Raw genomic sequence first — 16,371 nt, 5'->3', positions numbered from 1 at the left:
TGGTAGAACTATGGGCGTGGCTGCTCAGGCGAACTTTCCTTCCACCCCCCACCCAATGCGAGGAAAACCCCAATCTGCCCCAACGCCACCTGGCTATTGGCCGCTGCCAACTGCGCGCGCATATCGGTATAAGTCCGCGTCGCCTGCAAATCCGCCAGGAACGACTCACGCCCGGCCTGGTAATAGCGGTGGGTCTGGTCTGCCGCTTCCTTGGCTGACTTCTCCGCCTCGGCCAGCGCATCGCGCCGGTCCAGCAGGGCGCTGTATTGCGCCAGGCGGGTCTGGGTTTCGCGGACGGCGTTCAGTACTACCCCGTCGAAGCTGGCCAGGGCTGCCTGGGTCGAGGCCTCGGCCATGCGAATGCGGGCGCGGGTACCGTTGGTGGGAATGCTCCAGCTGACCTGCGGGCCGACCCCCCAGCGGTTGGTCGACGGGTCGCCAAGGTCCTCGAGGATACCGATGGTACCCACCTGGGCGCCGATGCTGATATCCGGGTACAGCGCGCCGGTCGCTACACCAATGTAAGCAGTGGCCGCAGCCAGCTGGCGCTCGGCCTGGCGAACATCTGGGCGGCGCTTGAGCAAGGCCGCGCCATCGCCTACCGGAATCAGCTGGTTCAGGTGCGGCAGCTCGGAACAATCAGCGGTACCGGCAGGCAGCTGGTCCACCGGCTTGGCCAGCAACGCAGCCAGGGTGTACATGCCGGTCTCACGCTCAGCCTTGAAGCGCGGCAGTTCGGCCCGCAAGGACTTGAACTGGGTCTGCGAGCGGGTGACCTGGGTTTCGTCGCCACGACCGGCATCACGCAGGCGCTGGTTGAGCTTCACGCTCTGCTCCTGCAAATCCAGCGACTCGCGGGCGATGTGGTATTCCTCGTTGGCCGAGCACACTTGGGTATAGGCCTTGACGACGTCTGCCACCAAGGTGATGCGCGCGGTATCGGCAGCAGCCTGCACCGCATCGGCATTGGCCTTGGCGGCCTCGGTGCCGCGCTTGAAGGTGCCCCACAGGTCGAACTGGTAAGAGGCACTGATAATGGCTTCACCAATGTTAGCCACCGGCACCTTCTCGGGCAGCAGGAATGCCTGGCCGGCCTCCTGCAAGCGCTGGGCGCCGAGTTTGACGCCACCGTTGAAGCCGCCTTGCGACTCGGCCACCTCGACCTGGGCGCGGGCCTTGGCGATGTTGGCCGCGGCTACGCGCAGCTCGGTATTGGCACTCAGGGCCTGGCGCACCAGCTCGTTCAGCCGTTGATCCTGATACAGCTGCCACCAGTCCTCGGGCACCGGCGCCGAGACCACGCTGTCGGCATCCTGGCGCAGCGGGCCATTGAGGTCGCTGCGTTGCACCGCCGCGTCCTTCGGCACCTCATAGTCGGGGCCGACCATCATGCAGGCCCCCAGCGACAGGCACAGGCTAGCCAGGATCAGCTGTTTCATGGGCGCTGGCCCTCGATGATCGACACCGTGGCGGTACGCCCGGCGATCATGCGGAAGTCCTCAGGCACTTCGTCAAAAGCGATGCGCACCGGAATACGCTGGGCCAGGCGCACCCAGCTGAACGCTGGGTTGACGTTGGGCAGCAGGTTGGCGCCGCTGCTGCGGTCGCGGTCTTCGATGCCGGCGGCAAAGCTCTGCACATGGCCGCGCAGGCGGGTGTTGTCGCCCATTACGCGGATATCCACGGCATCGCCGATGTGGATGCCGCCAAGCTTGGTTTCTTCGAAGTAGCCATCGACGTGGTACGAGGCACTGTCGACCACCGACAGCACCGGGCGGCCGGCGGTGACGAATTCGTGGTTACGCGGCGCACGGTCGTTCAGGTAGCCATCTACCGGGCTGCGTACCACCGAGCGGTCGAGGTTGAGCTGGGCGGTATCGACTGCCACCTGTGCCTCACTGACGGCCGAGCGGGCGCGGGCCTCGCGGGACTGGCTTTCCTCCAACTGCTCGGCAGCCACCAGGTTGCCCAGCTTGCGGTTGCGCTGTGCTTCGCGGGAGGCCTGGGCCAGGGTTTCCTGGCGCTCGCCGAGGGTGGCCTTGGCTTGGCGCAGGGCCAGGGTGAAGCGGTCCTGGTCGATGGTGAACAGCACGTCGCCGCGCTTGACGGTCTGGTTGTCGCGTACCTCGACCTTCTGGATCAGCCCGGACACGTCCGGGGCGATCTGGATCACGTCGGCGCGAATGTGACCGTCGCGGGTCCAGGGGGCAAACATGTAGTACACCACCATCTGCCACACGAGCACGGCGGCGAAGGTCACTACCAGCAAGGTCAGGACCACACGGCCCAGGGTCAGCAAAGGTTTTTTCATGGCAGCATCAGGTTTCGGCAAAAGTGGTCCACCGCGCCAAGCAGCACGGCATAAAGGGCAACGTTGAACAGCGCCCGGTGCCAGACCAGGCGGTAGAAATGCATACGCACCAGCACCGCGTGTACCCCGAGGAACAGCAGGTAGGTGCCAAACATCATCACCAGCAGCGTGGGCAGGAATACCCCGCTGATATCCAGTTCACCAATCACAGGGGTGCTCCGTCGAGGCCGGGGGGCAGTTGCGGTTGTTCGGCGGGTTCGAGCATCACTTCCACACCCGGCAGCAGCGCCAGGCGCAGGCCGCTCAGGGCATGCAGCAGGTGGGTGCGGGCATCGCCGCGCTCGTACAGCTCATCCAGGTTCAGCGCCAGCCGCGCACGTTCCATGTTGCGCAACAGCGCGGCCGGGGCATGCAGGCGCTCACCGGCACGCAGGCAGGCGGCGTAGTGCGCACCGACTTCCTCGATCACCGTGGTCAGCCGCTCACGGGCCTGCTGGCCAGCGCGTGGCAGATAAGCCAGCAGGTCGAGCAGGTTAAGCCCCACGCGCAGGTCGCGCAGGGCCACGCCGCTGTCCTGGCCGGTTTGCGACAGGCGTGGCAGGTGCTGCATCAGGCGGTCGAGCATCTGCACGCCGACCTGGCGGTGTTCGGCCAAGGTCGCCGGCTCGGTCATTTCGACGATGTCGCGCCAGGCGAAGCGGGTCATGCGCTTGGCCGCCAGCTCCACGCCGAACGGGCGCATCACAAGGGTCCAGATAAAGGCGAACAGCAGGCCAACCGGGCCGGCCAGGTTGGAGTTGAGGAAGGTGAAAAAGTCGGCGTCGTAAGCGCCCTGGATGCTGATGAAGGTCGAGGTGTTGACGATCGTCAGCAAGGTGCCCAGGTAGAAGCGCGGCTGCACGGTCAGGGTGCCGACGCAGATGAACGGCACGGCAAAGGCCAGCACCAGCATCGGGAAGTCGTGCAGGTTGGGCAGCACCAGGAACAGGTACAGGCTGGAGAAAATGACCGACATCAGCGTCCAGAAGAAGAACCGGTAGATCTGCGGCGCCGGGTCGTCCATGGCGGCAAAGAAGCTGCACGAGACGGCGGCGAGGATCACCGCACTGGCGCCGTCGTTCCAGCCCAGGCCAATCCAGAGGCCGCATGCAACGACGATTGCCAATACCGTGGAAGCGACTGAATACAGCATCAGGCCACGGTCGAAGAACGCCGTCAGGCGGCCCAGGCGCCAGTGACGATAGACCGCGCGCCAAGGCTTGGTATCATCGGTGCGCAGGGCGTGCTGCAGGGAGCAGCAGTCCTGCCACAGGTCAGCCCACTCGGTCAGGCGATACAAGGCGTTGGAAAGCAGTAGCTCGGCGCGTTGGTCGAGAGCGGCAGCGCCGGGCTGAAGGCGGTCGATCTGTTCGTGCAGCGCGGCCCAGCGCGCTACCGAAGCACTTTCGGCAGTGCCCTTGAGCCATTCGCGGGCCGCTTCAAGCACTGGCTGAAGCTGGGTGAACTGGGCTGGAGCGCGGCCTTCGAGGGCCACCAGGGCGTCGTCGAGGGCGTCAATCACCGGCAGCAGGTGAATCATCCGCCCGCGCAGTTCGCGGGCGTTCTTCAGCGTATGCGGGCCGGCGCCTTCGTGGCCGAGCTGGCCGATCATCAGCTCCAGCGAGTTGAAGGTGGCGACCATCGCCCCGCGCATGCCACCGACCTTGTCGGCGCTGACTTCGCGGGCCAGGTAGGTATCGCTGTAGCGGATCGCTTCGGTGAACCAGCTACCGGTGGCACCGACCACCACGGGGGCCAGCCGGCGCGGCCAGAAAATGGCGCCGACCACCGCCGCGCAGACAATGCCAAGGCAGATTTCCTGGGCACGGGAAGACGCCACGTCGAATACCGCCAGCGGGTTATCCACAACCGCCAGGGCGATCATCGGCAGGGTGTAGCCGGCCAGCATCAGCACGTAGTTGTTGGCCGTACGCAGGTTCAACGACAGGAACAGCAAGGTGCCAGTCCACAGGGCGATTGCGATGCTCAGCAGCAACGGCGATTGCACCAGCGGCGGCACCAGGAATATCGCCCCACCGGCACCCAGCAGCGTACCCACTGCGCGGTACAGCGCTTTGGAGCTGGTTGGGCCGACGAACGGGCTGGAGACGATGTATACCGTGGCCATCGCCCAATAGGGACGCGGCAACTGCATGAGCAGGGCGATATACAGCGCGATCATGGAGGCGCCGAAGGTTCGCACGCCGTAGAACCAGTCGCGGGCCGGAGGTACCGAACTGAAGAAGCCGTTCATGCGGCTGTGCCCGTGCTACCAAGGCCGGCCGCCTCGAAGGCGCGTAGCACGCGCAAGGCGGCTTCAAGGTCGGCTTGGTCGATGCCGTTCAACACGTCGCGGCGCAGACGCACCAGCTCGGCCTCGATGGCTTCGGCCAGGGCACGGCCTTCGGCAGTGAGGCTCAGGGCTTTGGCTCGGCGGTCCAGTGGGTCTTCGCTGCGGCACACCAGGCCGGCTTTGCACAGTTGGTCGAGCAAGCGCACCAGTGACGGGCTTTCCAGGCCGGCAGCCTGGGCCACCGCCACCTGGTGCACGCCGTCGCCCAGGCGCACGATCATCAGCAATGGCGCAGCGCAGGCTTCGGAGATGCCGTAACCGATCAGCGCGGTATGGCAGATGCGCCGCCAGTGGCGGGCGGCAACCACCATGCCGCTGCTGACTTGCAGGCGCAGGAGATCAAGGGACATGGAAGGAACCAAGGATATTCATAGTTTGCTAACTATCAATATACGCCTGTGCCTCCCCCTGTCGTCAACAGGGGGCGACGGATAGCCTGGGTTAAATGTTGTTCATTTTTCAGCCTGTACCGGCCTCTTCGCGGGCACGCCCGCTCCCACAGGTACTCCACAATTTCTGAGGCCTGTGGTTTTCCTGTGGGAGCGGGCGTGCCCGCGAAGAGGCCGGCACAGGCAACACAAAACTCAAGGCTGAATCTGGTCCTCCAGCTTCATGGTCAAGGCCAATGTGCTGCCCATCTGCACCGCCCGGTCCCGCCATGCCTGGTAACGCACCGCGTCACAGCTGCTGAAATGCACCGCCAGTTCCTCTGCCGCCTGCACCACCCCCGCCGCTGCCGCCAGTTCCAACCAGTACAGCGCGGCCTTGAGGTCAGCGTCCACGTACAAGCCATGCATCAACCGATAACCCACCTCGAAACGGCACCGAGCCTCACCGCGCTCAGCCCCGCGCATGAACCACTGGTAGGCCTGCACCAGGTCGACCTGCCAGTCCTGGTCGGCATCGCATACCTCCTCCTCATACAGGTCTCCCAATGCTGCCGCCGCGTGCAACATGCCCCGCTCGAAGGCTTGCCGGTAACACTCCGCCGCCTGCCTGTAGGAAGGGTCGATGCCTTTGCCAAAGTAGTGCTGTTGTCCAAGATTGAACCAGGCGGCGGCATTGCCTTGCAGGGCGGCCATGCGCAACAGGTGCCCAGCCAGCACGGTGTCGGCGCGCCAGTACTTGCCGTTGAGCCAGATCCAGCCGAGGTCATTCAGTGCTGCCACGCTGCCGTGCAGCGCCTGGCGGCGCAGGTCGGCATAAACCACCTGCAAGTCGCTGGCCTCATCCAGGCGGTTGACCAGCAGCGAGCGCTGGCTGGGCAAGCCCACGCCAGCAAACACGGGCAGCCGCCGCCCGGCGGGAGCAGGTGGAGCGATCACCCGCTCGGGCAGAAGGCGGGCAAGCAGCGAATGGATATTGCTGGCAGCAGACATGTTCATCCTCATTGAACGACGCACAACCCCAACCTTCGGCTGTGATGAGGCGTGATTTTGCGTGACGTCACGTCAAAACCTGTCGCGAACGATTCGGCACCAGGCAACCAAATGCGACTTCCTTGATCTGAGCAGGCTGTGGCCAATTGCCATGCCCCTCGCGTGCCGCCATCCTATTGCGGCAAGCCTAGACAAGGACGTTAACTTTTGCCGTTCGCCACTACCCGCGCCACCCTCAGCCGTCAGTGGGCGCTGCTACGCCAACTGCCCAGCCGCTCCCCGGGCATTACCAGCGCCGAGCTCGTGTGGGGCTTGCGTGACGTCGGCTTCAACGTCAGCAAGCGCACGGTCGAACGCGACCTGAACGAGCTATCGCTGATCTTCCCATTGGAGCGCAATGACAAGAGCATCCCGTTCGGCTGGCACTGGTCGGCGAGTGCCGTGGGCGAGATGCGCGGTAATTTCGACTTGTTGACGCACCTGCGTGGTGATGCATTGCAACCGGCGAAGGGTGAGGGCGTAGAGCTTGTGGCGCGGATCAGTGATGCTTTGGCACGGCAGCTGCGGGATGCGCCGTTGAGCAACGACATGCAGTTGACGGCGCTGGAGCATGGGCACCGGTTGCGGGCCACGGTGAGCGATGGCTGGCCGTTGCGCTGGTGGCTGTTGAGCCATGGCGATGGGGTGGTGGTGGAGCTGCCTGCGGGGTTGCGCGAGGAGATTGGCAGGATCCTTAGTAATGCTGCGGCCCAGTATCAGAATTTTTAGGCTTGAACCGGGAGGCGGTTTACAGACTGACGGGTTGACCCTGCCTACAGCCCCCATTCTCTATTCTCGCTGGGTCAACACACGTCCATAGACAACCTCTGATAACTGTCAAAACTGGTATTTTTACCAGTTGCTGAAAATACCGACTCTGCTCATGCTGAACCAGAGAGAAATTTGGTCGCACGGGGTTAGACACAATGAAACGCACTCAAGCCCGCAAATACTTCCATCAAAATCAAAAGCTCAATACAATATTGACGCAAAACGAGTCGTGGATAGCAATACGTGCCCACACCCAGCTAATTAGCGAATATTTGTTACATAAAGGGACGACACCGAACACACTCATTCCCTGCACTGATGCTAGCGCAAGTGTCATTACCGTGACTAATGGTGATACGCTGAGAATGCTAAGTTATACGCCTTATGGCAACCTTGACGACCACATTTTCGCCTGTGGCCGACTGCGATACAATGGAGAGATGCTAGAAAATCTTACGAATTGTTATTTGCTCGGAAATTATAGGCTATACAGTGCTCGGTTGATGCGTTTCTTCTCTGTAGACGCGTACAGTCCCTTTGCAGCTGGCGGTATCAATCCCTATGCCTATTGCAAGAATGACCCGATAAACCATGCAGATCCGAGCGGGCACGGTAGAGTTTCTAACGCTAACTCTCGCTCATCAAGTCCCACCAGAGATCTACTTAACCAGGTTGCTTCCAAGCTGAAGACACTTAAAAAAAATAATAAGGTTGCTCCCAATCGAAAGACACTTAAAGAAAATAATAAGATTGATTCACAAAGGGAAAACTTCAGTACAACCCCAGTTAACTTGCCATACGAAGGACTAAAACCTCAAGAACACCGAATCAATGCAAACAAGGCATTAATTAATTCAATCAAGAAAAGCAATCTACCAAACAAAAACAACGCAATTGATCTCGTAGTCGCGTCCACGTGGGCAATCGCAGACAAAAATGATTTAGGCACGACATACGTGACCGGCATCCACCCCAATAGCCTTTATGGGAAACACACAATTAAACTAGCAAATGAACTAAGCAGAGACTTATACCAGACCATCAAAAACAACATTGGCGATTATACTGTCACGCCAACGCCAAACCTCATTCGGCAGCCATGATGTTAAATTCGGCGCCGTAAGCTGTTAAATATCTGCGGCTGTACTATGCGGATCACGCTCCACCCACTCACTGCCTCAACGCACATCTAAAACCAGCCACATCTTGTTGCTCCGGAACTCCGGAACGAAGGGTGCCAGAGCGGCTGGAGGACGGTAATGGCTTGATTTAAGAGTGAGATGGATAAATGGAACCATCAACGCTGCATCCCCCACCGCCGCACGGTCAGTCGCTCCAGGGTATTGAACACCAGCCCTTCCACCAGCAAGCCGATCAGGATCACCACCGCCAACCCGGCAAACACCTTGTCGGTATAAAGCTCGTTGCGGTTCTGAAAGATGTACCAGCCCAGCCCGCCCTTGCCACTGCTGGCGCCGAACACCAGTTCGGCGGCGATCAGCGTGCGCCAGGCAAACGCCCAGCCGATCTTCAGCCCCGACAGAATCGACGGCAGGGCCGCCGGCACCAGGATGTGCAGCACCAACCTCAGCCCTTTCAGACCATAGTTGCGGCCCGCCATGCGCAGTGTTTCCGATACCCCGAGAAAGCCCGCATAGGTATTCAAGGCCAGTGCCCACAGCACCGAATGCACCAGCACGAAGATCAGGCTGTTGTCGCCCAGCCCGAACCACAGCAAGGCCAGTGGCAGCAGGGCAATGGCTGGCAACGGGTTGAACATGGAGGTCAACGTGCCCAGCAAGTCCCGCCCCAGTTGGGTCGACACCGCCAGGCTGGTCAGGCCGAAGGCCAGGACGATGCCCAGCGCATAGCCCTTGAGCAGGATCACCAGCGAAACCCCGACCTTGGCCGGTAGCTCACCGCTGATCAGGCCGTCCCACAGGGCTGCGGCGGTTTGCAGGAAGCTGGGCAACAGCAAGTCGTTGTCCTGATAACGGGCGACGGCCTCCCACAGCACGGCGATCACCAGCAGGATCACCGCCTTGCGCAGCCAGCCTTGCTGCCACAGGCGCTGGGCCAATGGCAATTGTCGTTCCAGCGGCACACTGAGCAAGGGCTGCAGCTGCACCTCGTATTCCTGGCGTACAGGTGTAGTGGTCATGGCTGTAGCTCCTGTCAGTAGGCGATGCGGATATCGTTGAAGCCAAGGTCGTCGGGCTGCTCCGGTACCTCTGCTTCATCGAACAGCAAACGGTGGATACGCCGGGCGCTGGCCTGGAAGTCGCTGCCACCCAGGCTGCCCAGGTCGTACTGATGGCTATGCACTTCGGCACGTACCCGTCCTGGGTGCGGCGACAGCAGCAAAATGCGGTTGCCGACCACCAGCGCCTCCTCGATGGAGTGGGTGACGAACAGCAGTGTGAAGCGCACCTCCTCCCACAACAGCAACAGTTCTTCCTGCATCTTGCGCCGTGTCAGCGCATCCAAAGCGGCGAACGGCTCATCCATCAGCAGGATCTTTGGTTGCGTGGCCAAGGCGCGGGCAATCGCCACGCGTGCCTTCATGCCACCCGACAAGGTGTGGGGATAGGCATCGGCAAAGGCGGCCAGGCCGACCTTCTCCAGGTAATGCAGTGCTCGCTCCTCAGCTTCGGTGCGCTTGAGCTGGCCAGACACCAGCAGCGGGAACATCACGTTCTGCTTGACCGTTTTCCACGGCGGCAACTGGTCGAACTCCTGGAACACCACGATTCGGTCGGGGCCTGGGCCGCGGACCTCCTGACCCTGCAGCAGAATCTGCCCCTCCTGCGGCTGAATGAAACCGGCCACGGCTTTAAGCAAAGTGGATTTGCCGCAACCGGAGGGGCCGAGCAGCACAAAACGGTCGGCACGGTCGACTTCGAAGCTGACCTGGTGGGTGGCCCGTACCACGCGTTGCGCGGTACGGTACTCGAGGCTGAGGTTGTCCACCTTGAGCAAAGGCGGCGCTGCGACACGGCTCAGGTTGCTGGCCGTGTGGCCTGGCAATGGGGCGGTCATGATCGGTCAGCTCCCCTGCAACGGGCGTTCATCCTGGAAGAAGTAGTCCTTCCACGATTCCGGCTTGTGCTTGATGGCGCCTACCCGGTAGAGAAAATCGGCCAGTTTGTAGGTGTTCTTTGGTGTGACGGTGAATTCGTACTGCGGGTTGTCGATCAGCTTGATCAGTGCGTCGCGGTCGATCTTGGCCTTGGTCACGCGGATGTAGGTATCGGCGGCGGCCGCCTTGTCTTTCTGGGCAAAGTCTGCGGCTTCGGCCAGGGCGTCGACGAAAGCCTTGTAGGTTTTAGGGTTGTCCTTGCGGAATTTCTCGGTGGCAAACAGCAAGGTCGGCGAGTTGGGGCCGAGCAGATCGTAGCTGTTGAGCACCACGTGCACGTCCTTGTTGGCCAGTACCTGATCCTGGAACGGCGGGTTGGAGAAGTGCCCGTTCAGCTCGGTGCCGCCAGCCAGCAACGCCGCGGTGGCGTCCGGGTGCGGAACAGCCAGGGTGTACTTGTCGAGACGGTTGTACTCCTTGTCGCCCCACTGCTGGGCGGCGGCGTATTGCAGGAACCGCGACTGCACCGAAACGCCTACCGCCGGCACGGCGATGCGGTCTTTGTCGGTGATGTCGGCGATGGTCTTCACGTTGGGGTTGCTGCTGACCAGGTAGTACGGGAAGTTGCCCAGCGAGGCCACGGCCTTCACGTTCTGCCGGCCCTTGGTGCGGTCCCACACGGTCAGCAGCGGGCCGACACCAGCGCCGGCGATGTCCACCGATCCGGACAGCAGTGCGTCGTTGATGGCCGAACCACCCGACAGCTGCGCCCAGTCGACTTCGATGTCGATGCCCTGCTCCTTGCCGTGTTTTTCGATCAGGTGCTGGTCACGCACCACGTTCAGCAGCAGGTAAACGATGCCGAACTGCTCGGCGATACGAATCTTGCCTTCGGCCTGGGCCACGGCGGGGGTGACCAGGCTGCCTAGACCCAAGCTTGCGCCCAGGGCGATACTTGCCGCCAGGCGGCTGATGGATTTGCGCATGATGTTTTCCTCAGTCGTCAGAACGGGGCATCGCCCTGGATGGTGGTGCGGTACAGTTTGCGCCGCAGGTGCGCGGGGCAGCCGGCGGCCAGGTGGATCAGCGAGCGGTTGTCCCAGAACACCAGATCGTGGGGCTGCCATTGGTGGCGGTAGATGTTCTGCTCCAGCACACTCAGGGCGTACAGCTGTTGCAACACGTCGCGGCTTTCGTCGTCGGGCAGGCCGACGATGCGGGTGGTGAAGCCTTCACTGACGAACAGCGCTTTGCGGCCGTTTTCCGGGTGGGTGCGGACCACCGGGTGGATGACTTCCTTTACCTGCGCCAGTTGCTCTGCCGTCAGGGTCGGGCGCCAGTTACCTTCGAATTTGGTCTCGGCGTAGCGGGCGGTGTAGGAGTGAGCGGCACCGCGGCCTTCGACGACTTTGCGCAAGGCATCAGGTACGGCATCCCAGGCTTTGTGCATATCGGCGAACAGGGTGTCGCCGCCTTCGCTGGGTAGCTCCTGGGCATGCAGCATGGAACCAAGGCTGGGCAGCTCCTTGTACGAAAGGTCCGAATGCCAGAACTTGCCGGCATCACCCAGGCCTATGTTCTGGCCGTTCTCGATGATGTTGGAGACGATCAGGATCTCGGGGTGCCCGGTAAGCAGGAACTGCTTGAGCACATGGATCTGCAATTCACCGAAGCGGCGGCTGAAGGCGATTTGCTGTTCCGGGCTGATGCGCTGGTCGCGGAACACCAGCACATGGTGGTCGAGGTGGGCGCGATGGATACGGGTGAAATCCTCGGCGTTGACCGGTTTGGCCAGGTCCAGGCCGATGATCTCGGCGCCTACGGCCCCAGAGATCGGGCGGATTTCAAACACTTGCGGCTGGGCGCTGTCGATGGTCGACAAGGCGTTCGAGGCGGCTGACATTATTCACTCCCACGCAGTGCGCGACTTCAATGGCGCGCAACGATCAGAAACGCACGGGGTTTTCCCGTGTGGGTTCAAGTCGTGCGGCGCATCGATTGGTCGACGGGTACGCAGTGGGAGTGACTATAAAGTCATAAGAGAAATATTTTAAATACCCTTAAAGAATAACCATAGCACCGAGGCTGGGCTGAGCGTTACTCAGATCAGCCCGCCCTGCTCTTCTTCATCGATCAGGTTGTTCAGGCTGCTGAGCGCCTTGCGCGCAGTGGAGCGGTTGAGCAGCTTGGCCTGGGCACCTGGGGGCAGGTCGGTGATCTTGAATACACCCTTGGCGGTCAGCACGTCGATCAGGTCTTCAAGTACGCGGATCATGTCCAGATCGCTTTGCTTGAGCTGGTTGAGGCTGTTTTCCACGACGTCATCGGCAAACCATTCCTGGACGTCGGCATGGTCAGCGGGGAGCATTTCGGTGAACTGGTCAAAAGCGGCTGCTTCTACCCGCAGCAACTGGCCGGCGGCGTCGCGTTGCACGTAGAACATGGCGGTGTCCCTCGTCACGTTGGTTCCTTGTTGGTAGACAGCAGCATAGGCAAAGATCGCCGGGCACGCAGGCCTGGCGCCAGAGTATGCGCTGTCGGAAGATGGCAGGAAAGAGCCGGTGTGCTTACCGCCTGGCTGACGCGCTCCTACAGGGGACCGCGTCAGTCGGGCAAAGGCCGCGCCTGTCAGGCACGGCCCACTCGCACATCAGCTGTCTTTGTTGTGGATGATGATGGTCGGGTCAGCACCGCTGATCAACGAGTTGATCGTGGTGTTGGACCAGTTCACCCCTTCCAGCTTGATAGTCACGTCGGCGTTGGCGACACCACCTTCGGCGTTCAGCTTGCCTTCGCTGCTGACTTGCAGCGTAGTCGTGCCTTCCACCGTGGTGAGCTTCAGGTAGTTGTCGATGGTGCTGCCCTTCTCGCCCTGGAGCAGGTCCTTCAGGTCGATGCGGTCGCCTTCGGCCACTTTGAAGTCCTTGATCACGTCGTTGCCGTAGTCGCCAGCCTTCCAGACGAAGGTGTCGGCACCGCTGCCACCGATCAGGATGTCGTTACCCAGGCCACCGATCAGGGTGTCCTTGCCGCTACCGCCCAGCAGGATGTCGTTACCTTTGCCGCCATCAAGCGTGTCATTACCACCTTGGCCGAAGAGGATATCGTTGCCATTGCCACCCAGCAGGGTGTCATTGCCATCGTTGGTACCCGAAATATCGAACTCGGTGTAGTGCTCGGTGATGTACTGGTGCATGGCCCTGCCGTCCACCTGGCTGGCATCAACTCCAGTCTGCTTGGCCACGTAGCTCTGTAGCGCTTCCACCCCATTGCCTGCAATCGACGGGAACTGGATCAGGTCACCGAACACGATGTCGTTGCCGTCACCGGCATTCACGGTGTCGCTACCCGGCAGGGTTGCTTCGGTGTGGCCGAGGATGGCGTCAGCCAGGTTGCTCGCGTCGATGTTGGTCTGTGGCTTGCCATCAGAGTCATACGGCTTCAGGTCGCTCGTGTCCACGCCGCTACCAATGCCGATGGCCTCGATGGTCGGCGACAACGCCTTGAGCACTGCAAACGCGCTCTTCGAGTTGCTGATGGTATCCGAGTCGGACCAGCTGCCCTGGCCAGCCAGGCTCGACAGCTCGTAGGTGCCATCGCCCTGGGCGTGCAAGGTACCGCTGAGCGACGAGTAGTAGCTGCCGTTCTTGTACAGGTTCAGGTTACCGCTGCTGTCGATGGTCAGGCGGTTGCTGCCGTCCAGATTGACGTTGACCACCTGGCCGAGCTTGTAGTTGATCGACGTCAGGTAGGCGTCCATCGTCAAGTTGGTCTTGTTGCCGCTGTAGCTGATCAGCGTCGGGTTGGTGCGCTCGCCAGTCTGGTAGTAGGTCGGCTGGCCGTCGGTGATGAAGAAGGTCTGGTTGGTCGCCGAAACGCCAGCATCCTTCAACGCCTGGAACCAGTTGGCCGTGGTCTTGAAGGCATCCTCATAGTTGGTACCACCGTTGGCGGTCATCGCAGCCAAGGCGTTTTTCAGGGTTTGCAGGGCACCGCTATCGGCCAGATTGACCGATACCGTTGTCTTGACCTGGGTGGCAAAGTCCACCAGCAAGATGTTCACCGTGCCGGAGTTGGAGCCTTTGACACTGTTGGCCAAGGTGGTGAAGACCGATTGCAGGGCCTTCTGCGCCGCATCCACCGAGTCTTTCATACTGCCCGAGGTGTCGACGATGAACGCAAGGTTGTAGTTCTGCCCCGGTGTCACGTGCAGGCCGCTGATGTCGGCAACGATGATTTCGCTGGCACCGGTGCCAGTGAATGTGTCGCTGTCGGTGGTCAGGTTGGTGGCCGTGTAGGTGTCCGGATAAACCGTGACCTTGATGGTCCCTTCGCTGACGGCAGTGCTGCCGCCCACGCTCTCTGTGGAGGTCGAGGTGACCTTCACATCGAACTGGCCCTGGTAATAGGCCGGTGGCTTGATGGTAAGGCTACCCAGGTTCCAGCCAGTGACATCAGCCGCCGTAGCGCCGACCGTAAGGGTATGCCCGGCACCGTCGCTGAGCACCGAGCCTGCCGGAATACCGGTCAGTTTCACGCTCAGGCTCTCGGAGCCGTCGGTATCAGTAAGTGCAGTCGAGATACCGACCAGTTTCACCGATCCACCTTCCGGCCCTTCGTTCAGTTTGTAACCGTCGTAGTAGCTCTGGCCATTCACGGTGTGCAGATCGGACACGCTCAGGCCGGCGTTGGCCATCTCGGTCACGTTCTGGTACATCTTGATGTTCGAGCTGCTCAGGTCGGTGACCGCACCCGAGCCTACCTGGATGTTCAGGTCATAGCTGCCAGGGCCGGACTGGTTGGCGTGGTAGACCTCGATCGGGTAGTAGCCGCTGGTAGTCGGGGTGAAGCTGCCCGAAACCTGGCCGCCAGCGCCCCACGTGGCCGTAACCACGGTCTTGCCGCCAATGGTGACCACGAAGCTGTCGTCGGCAGTACCGCTGAAGGTGTAGGTCTTGCCGGCTTCCAGGTAGATCAGGCCAGAGGTTTTCGAACCTGTGCCAGCGGTTACGCTGCCATCGGACTGCACATTGGTGGTGGTAGCGCTGGAGGCAGCGTTGCCAGAGTTGGCAAAGACTGTTTTGAGCGCATCACCGGTGATGCCGTTGCCATCGGTCCCCAAGCTTTTGAGGGTAGTCCAGACTTCCTTGGTCAGGCCTTTGGACGCGACATCGGCGCTGCCGAAGCTCAGGGTCGGTTTGTCGGCAACCGGGCTGATGTCGACCTTCATGGTCACTTCGCTACCCAGGTTGGTACCATCGTTCGGCTTGTACTTGAACTGCGCGTAGTCGGCCTGCTTGTTGCCCACACCGGTACCACCGTAGCCGTCCGCACCCGACTGGTTGAGGGCCGGCACGAACTTCAGGTTCTTGGCCGTGATGTCAGCCTGGCTAATCACCTGGCCTGCGGTCACATTCACCCACGCCGTACCATTGAAGAACTGCAGGGTGCCAGCGGCCGGAAGCGAAGAAATGGTCACCGACAGGCCCGTGTTGCCATCAGGATCCGTGACCTTGAAATCGCTCCAGGCAAACACATAGTCGGTGTCTTCCACACCAAACACCGCACCGCCAGGCGAATCCGGCAGGTTGTCGTTGTCGAGGATCGACGTGGTCACGCTCGACTTGGTGCTGTCGACCTGCAGGTTCTCGAAGGTGCCACCGGTGGCGGTCTCGATCTTCACGGTGAAGTTCTCGGTACCTTCGACCAGTTTGTCGTCGATGGTAGCGATGTTGAACGTGGTACCGGTGCTGTTGGCCGGGATCTTCACGGTGGTGACACCGGTGAAGTCCTCACCATTCTTGGCGGTGCCGCTGTAGCTGAGCGTGATGGTGACTTCGGACTTGGACGCGTTGCTCAGGGTCAGTGTGTACTGGCCGGTTTCGCCCTCGGTGAGCGAAGTGGTGCCGGTGATGCCGACCGTGGTGACATCGCCTTGGTTGCCTGGGCCCGAGGTACCCACACCGGCTTCGTCCTTGACGATAGTGTTGACCGAGGCTTTATCCAGGGTCAGCTGCTCGAACTTGCTCGCACCGGCACCGCCCACCGATTGCAGGCTGTTGGTGACGGTGGTCTGACCGATGTATGGGTTATCCGGCGCAGCAACCGTTACCGAACCGGTGGTAGCGTTGGCTGCCACGTTGATCACAGTCTTGTCGGCCAGGGTGAAGGTCAGTGCACCGTGGTTGTTGATCGGCAAGCCATCCGGGCCGGTCAGGGTCACGGTGTAGGTGATCGTGCCACCCTCGGTCGCTTCGGCAGACGCGGTCAGCTTGGCCACGACTTCGGTCGGGGTATCCTTGATTTCGACAGTGGCCGAAGGCTTGGTTACCACCAGGTTCTCGAACTGGCGACCATCCGGCACGCTGGTGCCGGTGATGCTGACGGTCAGGTTGCCGCC

The 16,371-nt window shown here is 61.3% G+C and carries 14 protein-coding genes; 2 read left to right on the top strand and 12 right to left on the bottom strand.

The window, feature by feature from the left end:
* Window positions 1–8: 8 nt before the first annotated feature.
* The 6 genes from ACIQUI_RS00070 to ACIQUI_RS00045 all read right to left on the bottom strand — a co-directional run bounded on the left by ACIQUI_RS00070 (window position 9) and on the right by ACIQUI_RS00045 (window position 6,082).
* Complete coding sequence (locus ACIQUI_RS00070) at window positions 9–1,439, bottom strand: efflux transporter outer membrane subunit (RefSeq protein WP_403193903.1); 1,431 nt, start codon at window positions 1,437–1,439, stop codon at window positions 9–11.
* A complete protein-coding gene (locus ACIQUI_RS00065) occupies window positions 1,436–2,311 on the bottom strand; it encodes an HlyD family secretion protein (RefSeq protein ID WP_300027353.1) in 876 nt (291 codons plus the stop codon). The genes ACIQUI_RS00070 and ACIQUI_RS00065 overlap by 4 nt, the downstream gene beginning before the upstream one ends.
* Entirely contained in the window at window positions 2,308–2,520 is a 213-nt protein-coding gene (locus ACIQUI_RS00060; RefSeq protein WP_201201605.1) for a DUF1656 domain-containing protein, read from the bottom strand. Before ACIQUI_RS00060 ends, ACIQUI_RS00065 begins: the two co-directional genes overlap by 4 nt.
* The gene (locus tag ACIQUI_RS00055; RefSeq protein WP_403193898.1) at window positions 2,517–4,604 is read right to left on the bottom strand and encodes an FUSC family protein; all 2,088 of its coding nucleotides are present in this window, start codon (window positions 4,602–4,604) and stop codon (window positions 2,517–2,519) included. The genes ACIQUI_RS00060 and ACIQUI_RS00055 overlap by 4 nt, the downstream gene beginning before the upstream one ends.
* The gene (locus tag ACIQUI_RS00050) at window positions 4,601–5,053 is read right to left on the bottom strand and encodes a MarR family winged helix-turn-helix transcriptional regulator (RefSeq protein ID WP_403193896.1); all 453 of its coding nucleotides are present in this window, start codon (window positions 5,051–5,053) and stop codon (window positions 4,601–4,603) included. Before ACIQUI_RS00050 ends, ACIQUI_RS00055 begins: the two co-directional genes overlap by 4 nt.
* Before the next feature lie 234 nt (window positions 5,054–5,287).
* Complete coding sequence (locus ACIQUI_RS00045; protein WP_403193894.1) at window positions 5,288–6,082, bottom strand: tetratricopeptide repeat protein; 795 nt, start codon at window positions 6,080–6,082, stop codon at window positions 5,288–5,290.
* Window positions 6,083–6,289: 207 nt separating this feature from the next.
* Here ACIQUI_RS00045 and ACIQUI_RS00040 point away from each other — a divergent pair, with 207 nt between their 5' ends.
* Complete coding sequence (locus tag ACIQUI_RS00040) at window positions 6,290–6,850, top strand: WYL domain-containing protein (RefSeq protein WP_403193891.1); 561 nt, start codon at window positions 6,290–6,292, stop codon at window positions 6,848–6,850.
* A 197-nt stretch (window positions 6,851–7,047) separates the two neighbouring features.
* Window positions 7,048–7,995 carry an RHS repeat-associated core domain-containing protein gene (locus tag ACIQUI_RS00035; protein ID WP_403193888.1) on the top strand — a complete coding sequence of 316 codons (948 nt, stop codon included), beginning with the start codon at window positions 7,048–7,050 and terminating at the stop codon, window positions 7,993–7,995.
* A 194-nt stretch (window positions 7,996–8,189) separates the two neighbouring features.
* Here ACIQUI_RS00035 and ACIQUI_RS00030 read toward each other — a convergent pair whose 3' ends face one another.
* From ACIQUI_RS00030 to ACIQUI_RS00005, 6 genes are all read right to left on the bottom strand, one after another.
* Entirely contained in the window at window positions 8,190–9,053 is an 864-nt protein-coding gene (locus ACIQUI_RS00030) for an ABC transporter permease (protein ID WP_403193884.1), read from the bottom strand.
* A 14-nt stretch (window positions 9,054–9,067) separates the two neighbouring features.
* Window positions 9,068–9,931 (bottom strand): ABC transporter ATP-binding protein, encoded by an 864-nt coding sequence (locus tag ACIQUI_RS00025; protein WP_403193881.1) that lies wholly within the window; start codon window positions 9,929–9,931, stop codon window positions 9,068–9,070.
* Between the two features lie 6 nt (window positions 9,932–9,937).
* Window positions 9,938–10,957: an ABC transporter substrate-binding protein gene (locus ACIQUI_RS00020; RefSeq protein WP_403193879.1), complete on the bottom strand. Its 1,020-nt coding sequence runs from the start codon at window positions 10,955–10,957 to the stop codon at window positions 9,938–9,940.
* 17 nt (window positions 10,958–10,974) lie between these two features.
* Window positions 10,975–11,874, bottom strand: coding sequence for a TauD/TfdA dioxygenase family protein (locus tag ACIQUI_RS00015; RefSeq protein ID WP_403193876.1), 900 nt, complete (start codon window positions 11,872–11,874; stop codon window positions 10,975–10,977).
* A gap of 198 nt (window positions 11,875–12,072) precedes the next feature.
* Window positions 12,073–12,414: a tryptophan synthase subunit beta gene (locus ACIQUI_RS00010; protein ID WP_105947449.1), complete on the bottom strand. Its 342-nt coding sequence runs from the start codon at window positions 12,412–12,414 to the stop codon at window positions 12,073–12,075.
* Window positions 12,415–12,621: 207 nt separating this feature from the next.
* The coding region (locus ACIQUI_RS00005) for an immunoglobulin-like domain-containing protein (RefSeq protein WP_403193873.1) at window positions 12,622–16,371 on the bottom strand (3,750 nt) is incomplete at its 5' end.

It is taken from the genome of Pseudomonas sp. NPDC090592 (assembly GCF_044769185.1).
Taxonomy (GTDB): domain Bacteria; phylum Pseudomonadota; class Gammaproteobacteria; order Pseudomonadales; family Pseudomonadaceae; genus Aquipseudomonas.
The sequence above is the reverse complement of the archived record's forward strand: the minus strand, read 5'-3'. Positions and strand labels throughout refer to the sequence as shown.

Bases quoted from the DNA above. Each gene is read 5' to 3' on its own strand.
- ACIQUI_RS00020 (WP_403193879.1), bottom strand. From the start codon at position 10,957: ATGCGCAAATCCATCAGCCGCCTGGCGGCAAGTATCGCCCTGGGCGCA.
- ACIQUI_RS00070 (WP_403193903.1), bottom strand. From the start codon at position 1,439: ATGAAACAGCTGATCCTGGCTAGCCTGTGCCTGTCGCTGGGGGCCTGC.
- ACIQUI_RS00025 (WP_403193881.1), bottom strand. From the start codon at position 9,931: ATGACCGCCCCATTGCCAGGCCACACGGCCAGCAACCTGAGCCGTGTC.
- ACIQUI_RS00050 (WP_403193896.1), bottom strand. From the start codon at position 5,053: ATGTCCCTTGATCTCCTGCGCCTGCAAGTCAGCAGCGGCATGGTGGTT.
- ACIQUI_RS00065 (WP_300027353.1), bottom strand. From the start codon at position 2,311: ATGAAAAAACCTTTGCTGACCCTGGGCCGTGTGGTCCTGACCTTGCTG.
- ACIQUI_RS00010 (WP_105947449.1), bottom strand. From the start codon at position 12,414: ATGTTCTACGTGCAACGCGACGCCGCCGGCCAGTTGCTGCGGGTAGAA.
- ACIQUI_RS00045 (WP_403193894.1), bottom strand. From the start codon at position 6,082: ATGTCTGCTGCCAGCAATATCCATTCGCTGCTTGCCCGCCTTCTGCCC.
- ACIQUI_RS00035 (WP_403193888.1), top strand. From the start codon at position 7,048: ATGAAACGCACTCAAGCCCGCAAATACTTCCATCAAAATCAAAAGCTC.
- ACIQUI_RS00015 (WP_403193876.1), bottom strand. From the start codon at position 11,874: ATGTCAGCCGCCTCGAACGCCTTGTCGACCATCGACAGCGCCCAGCCG.
- ACIQUI_RS00030 (WP_403193884.1), bottom strand. From the start codon at position 9,053: ATGACCACTACACCTGTACGCCAGGAATACGAGGTGCAGCTGCAGCCC.
- ACIQUI_RS00055 (WP_403193898.1), bottom strand. From the start codon at position 4,604: ATGAACGGCTTCTTCAGTTCGGTACCTCCGGCCCGCGACTGGTTCTAC.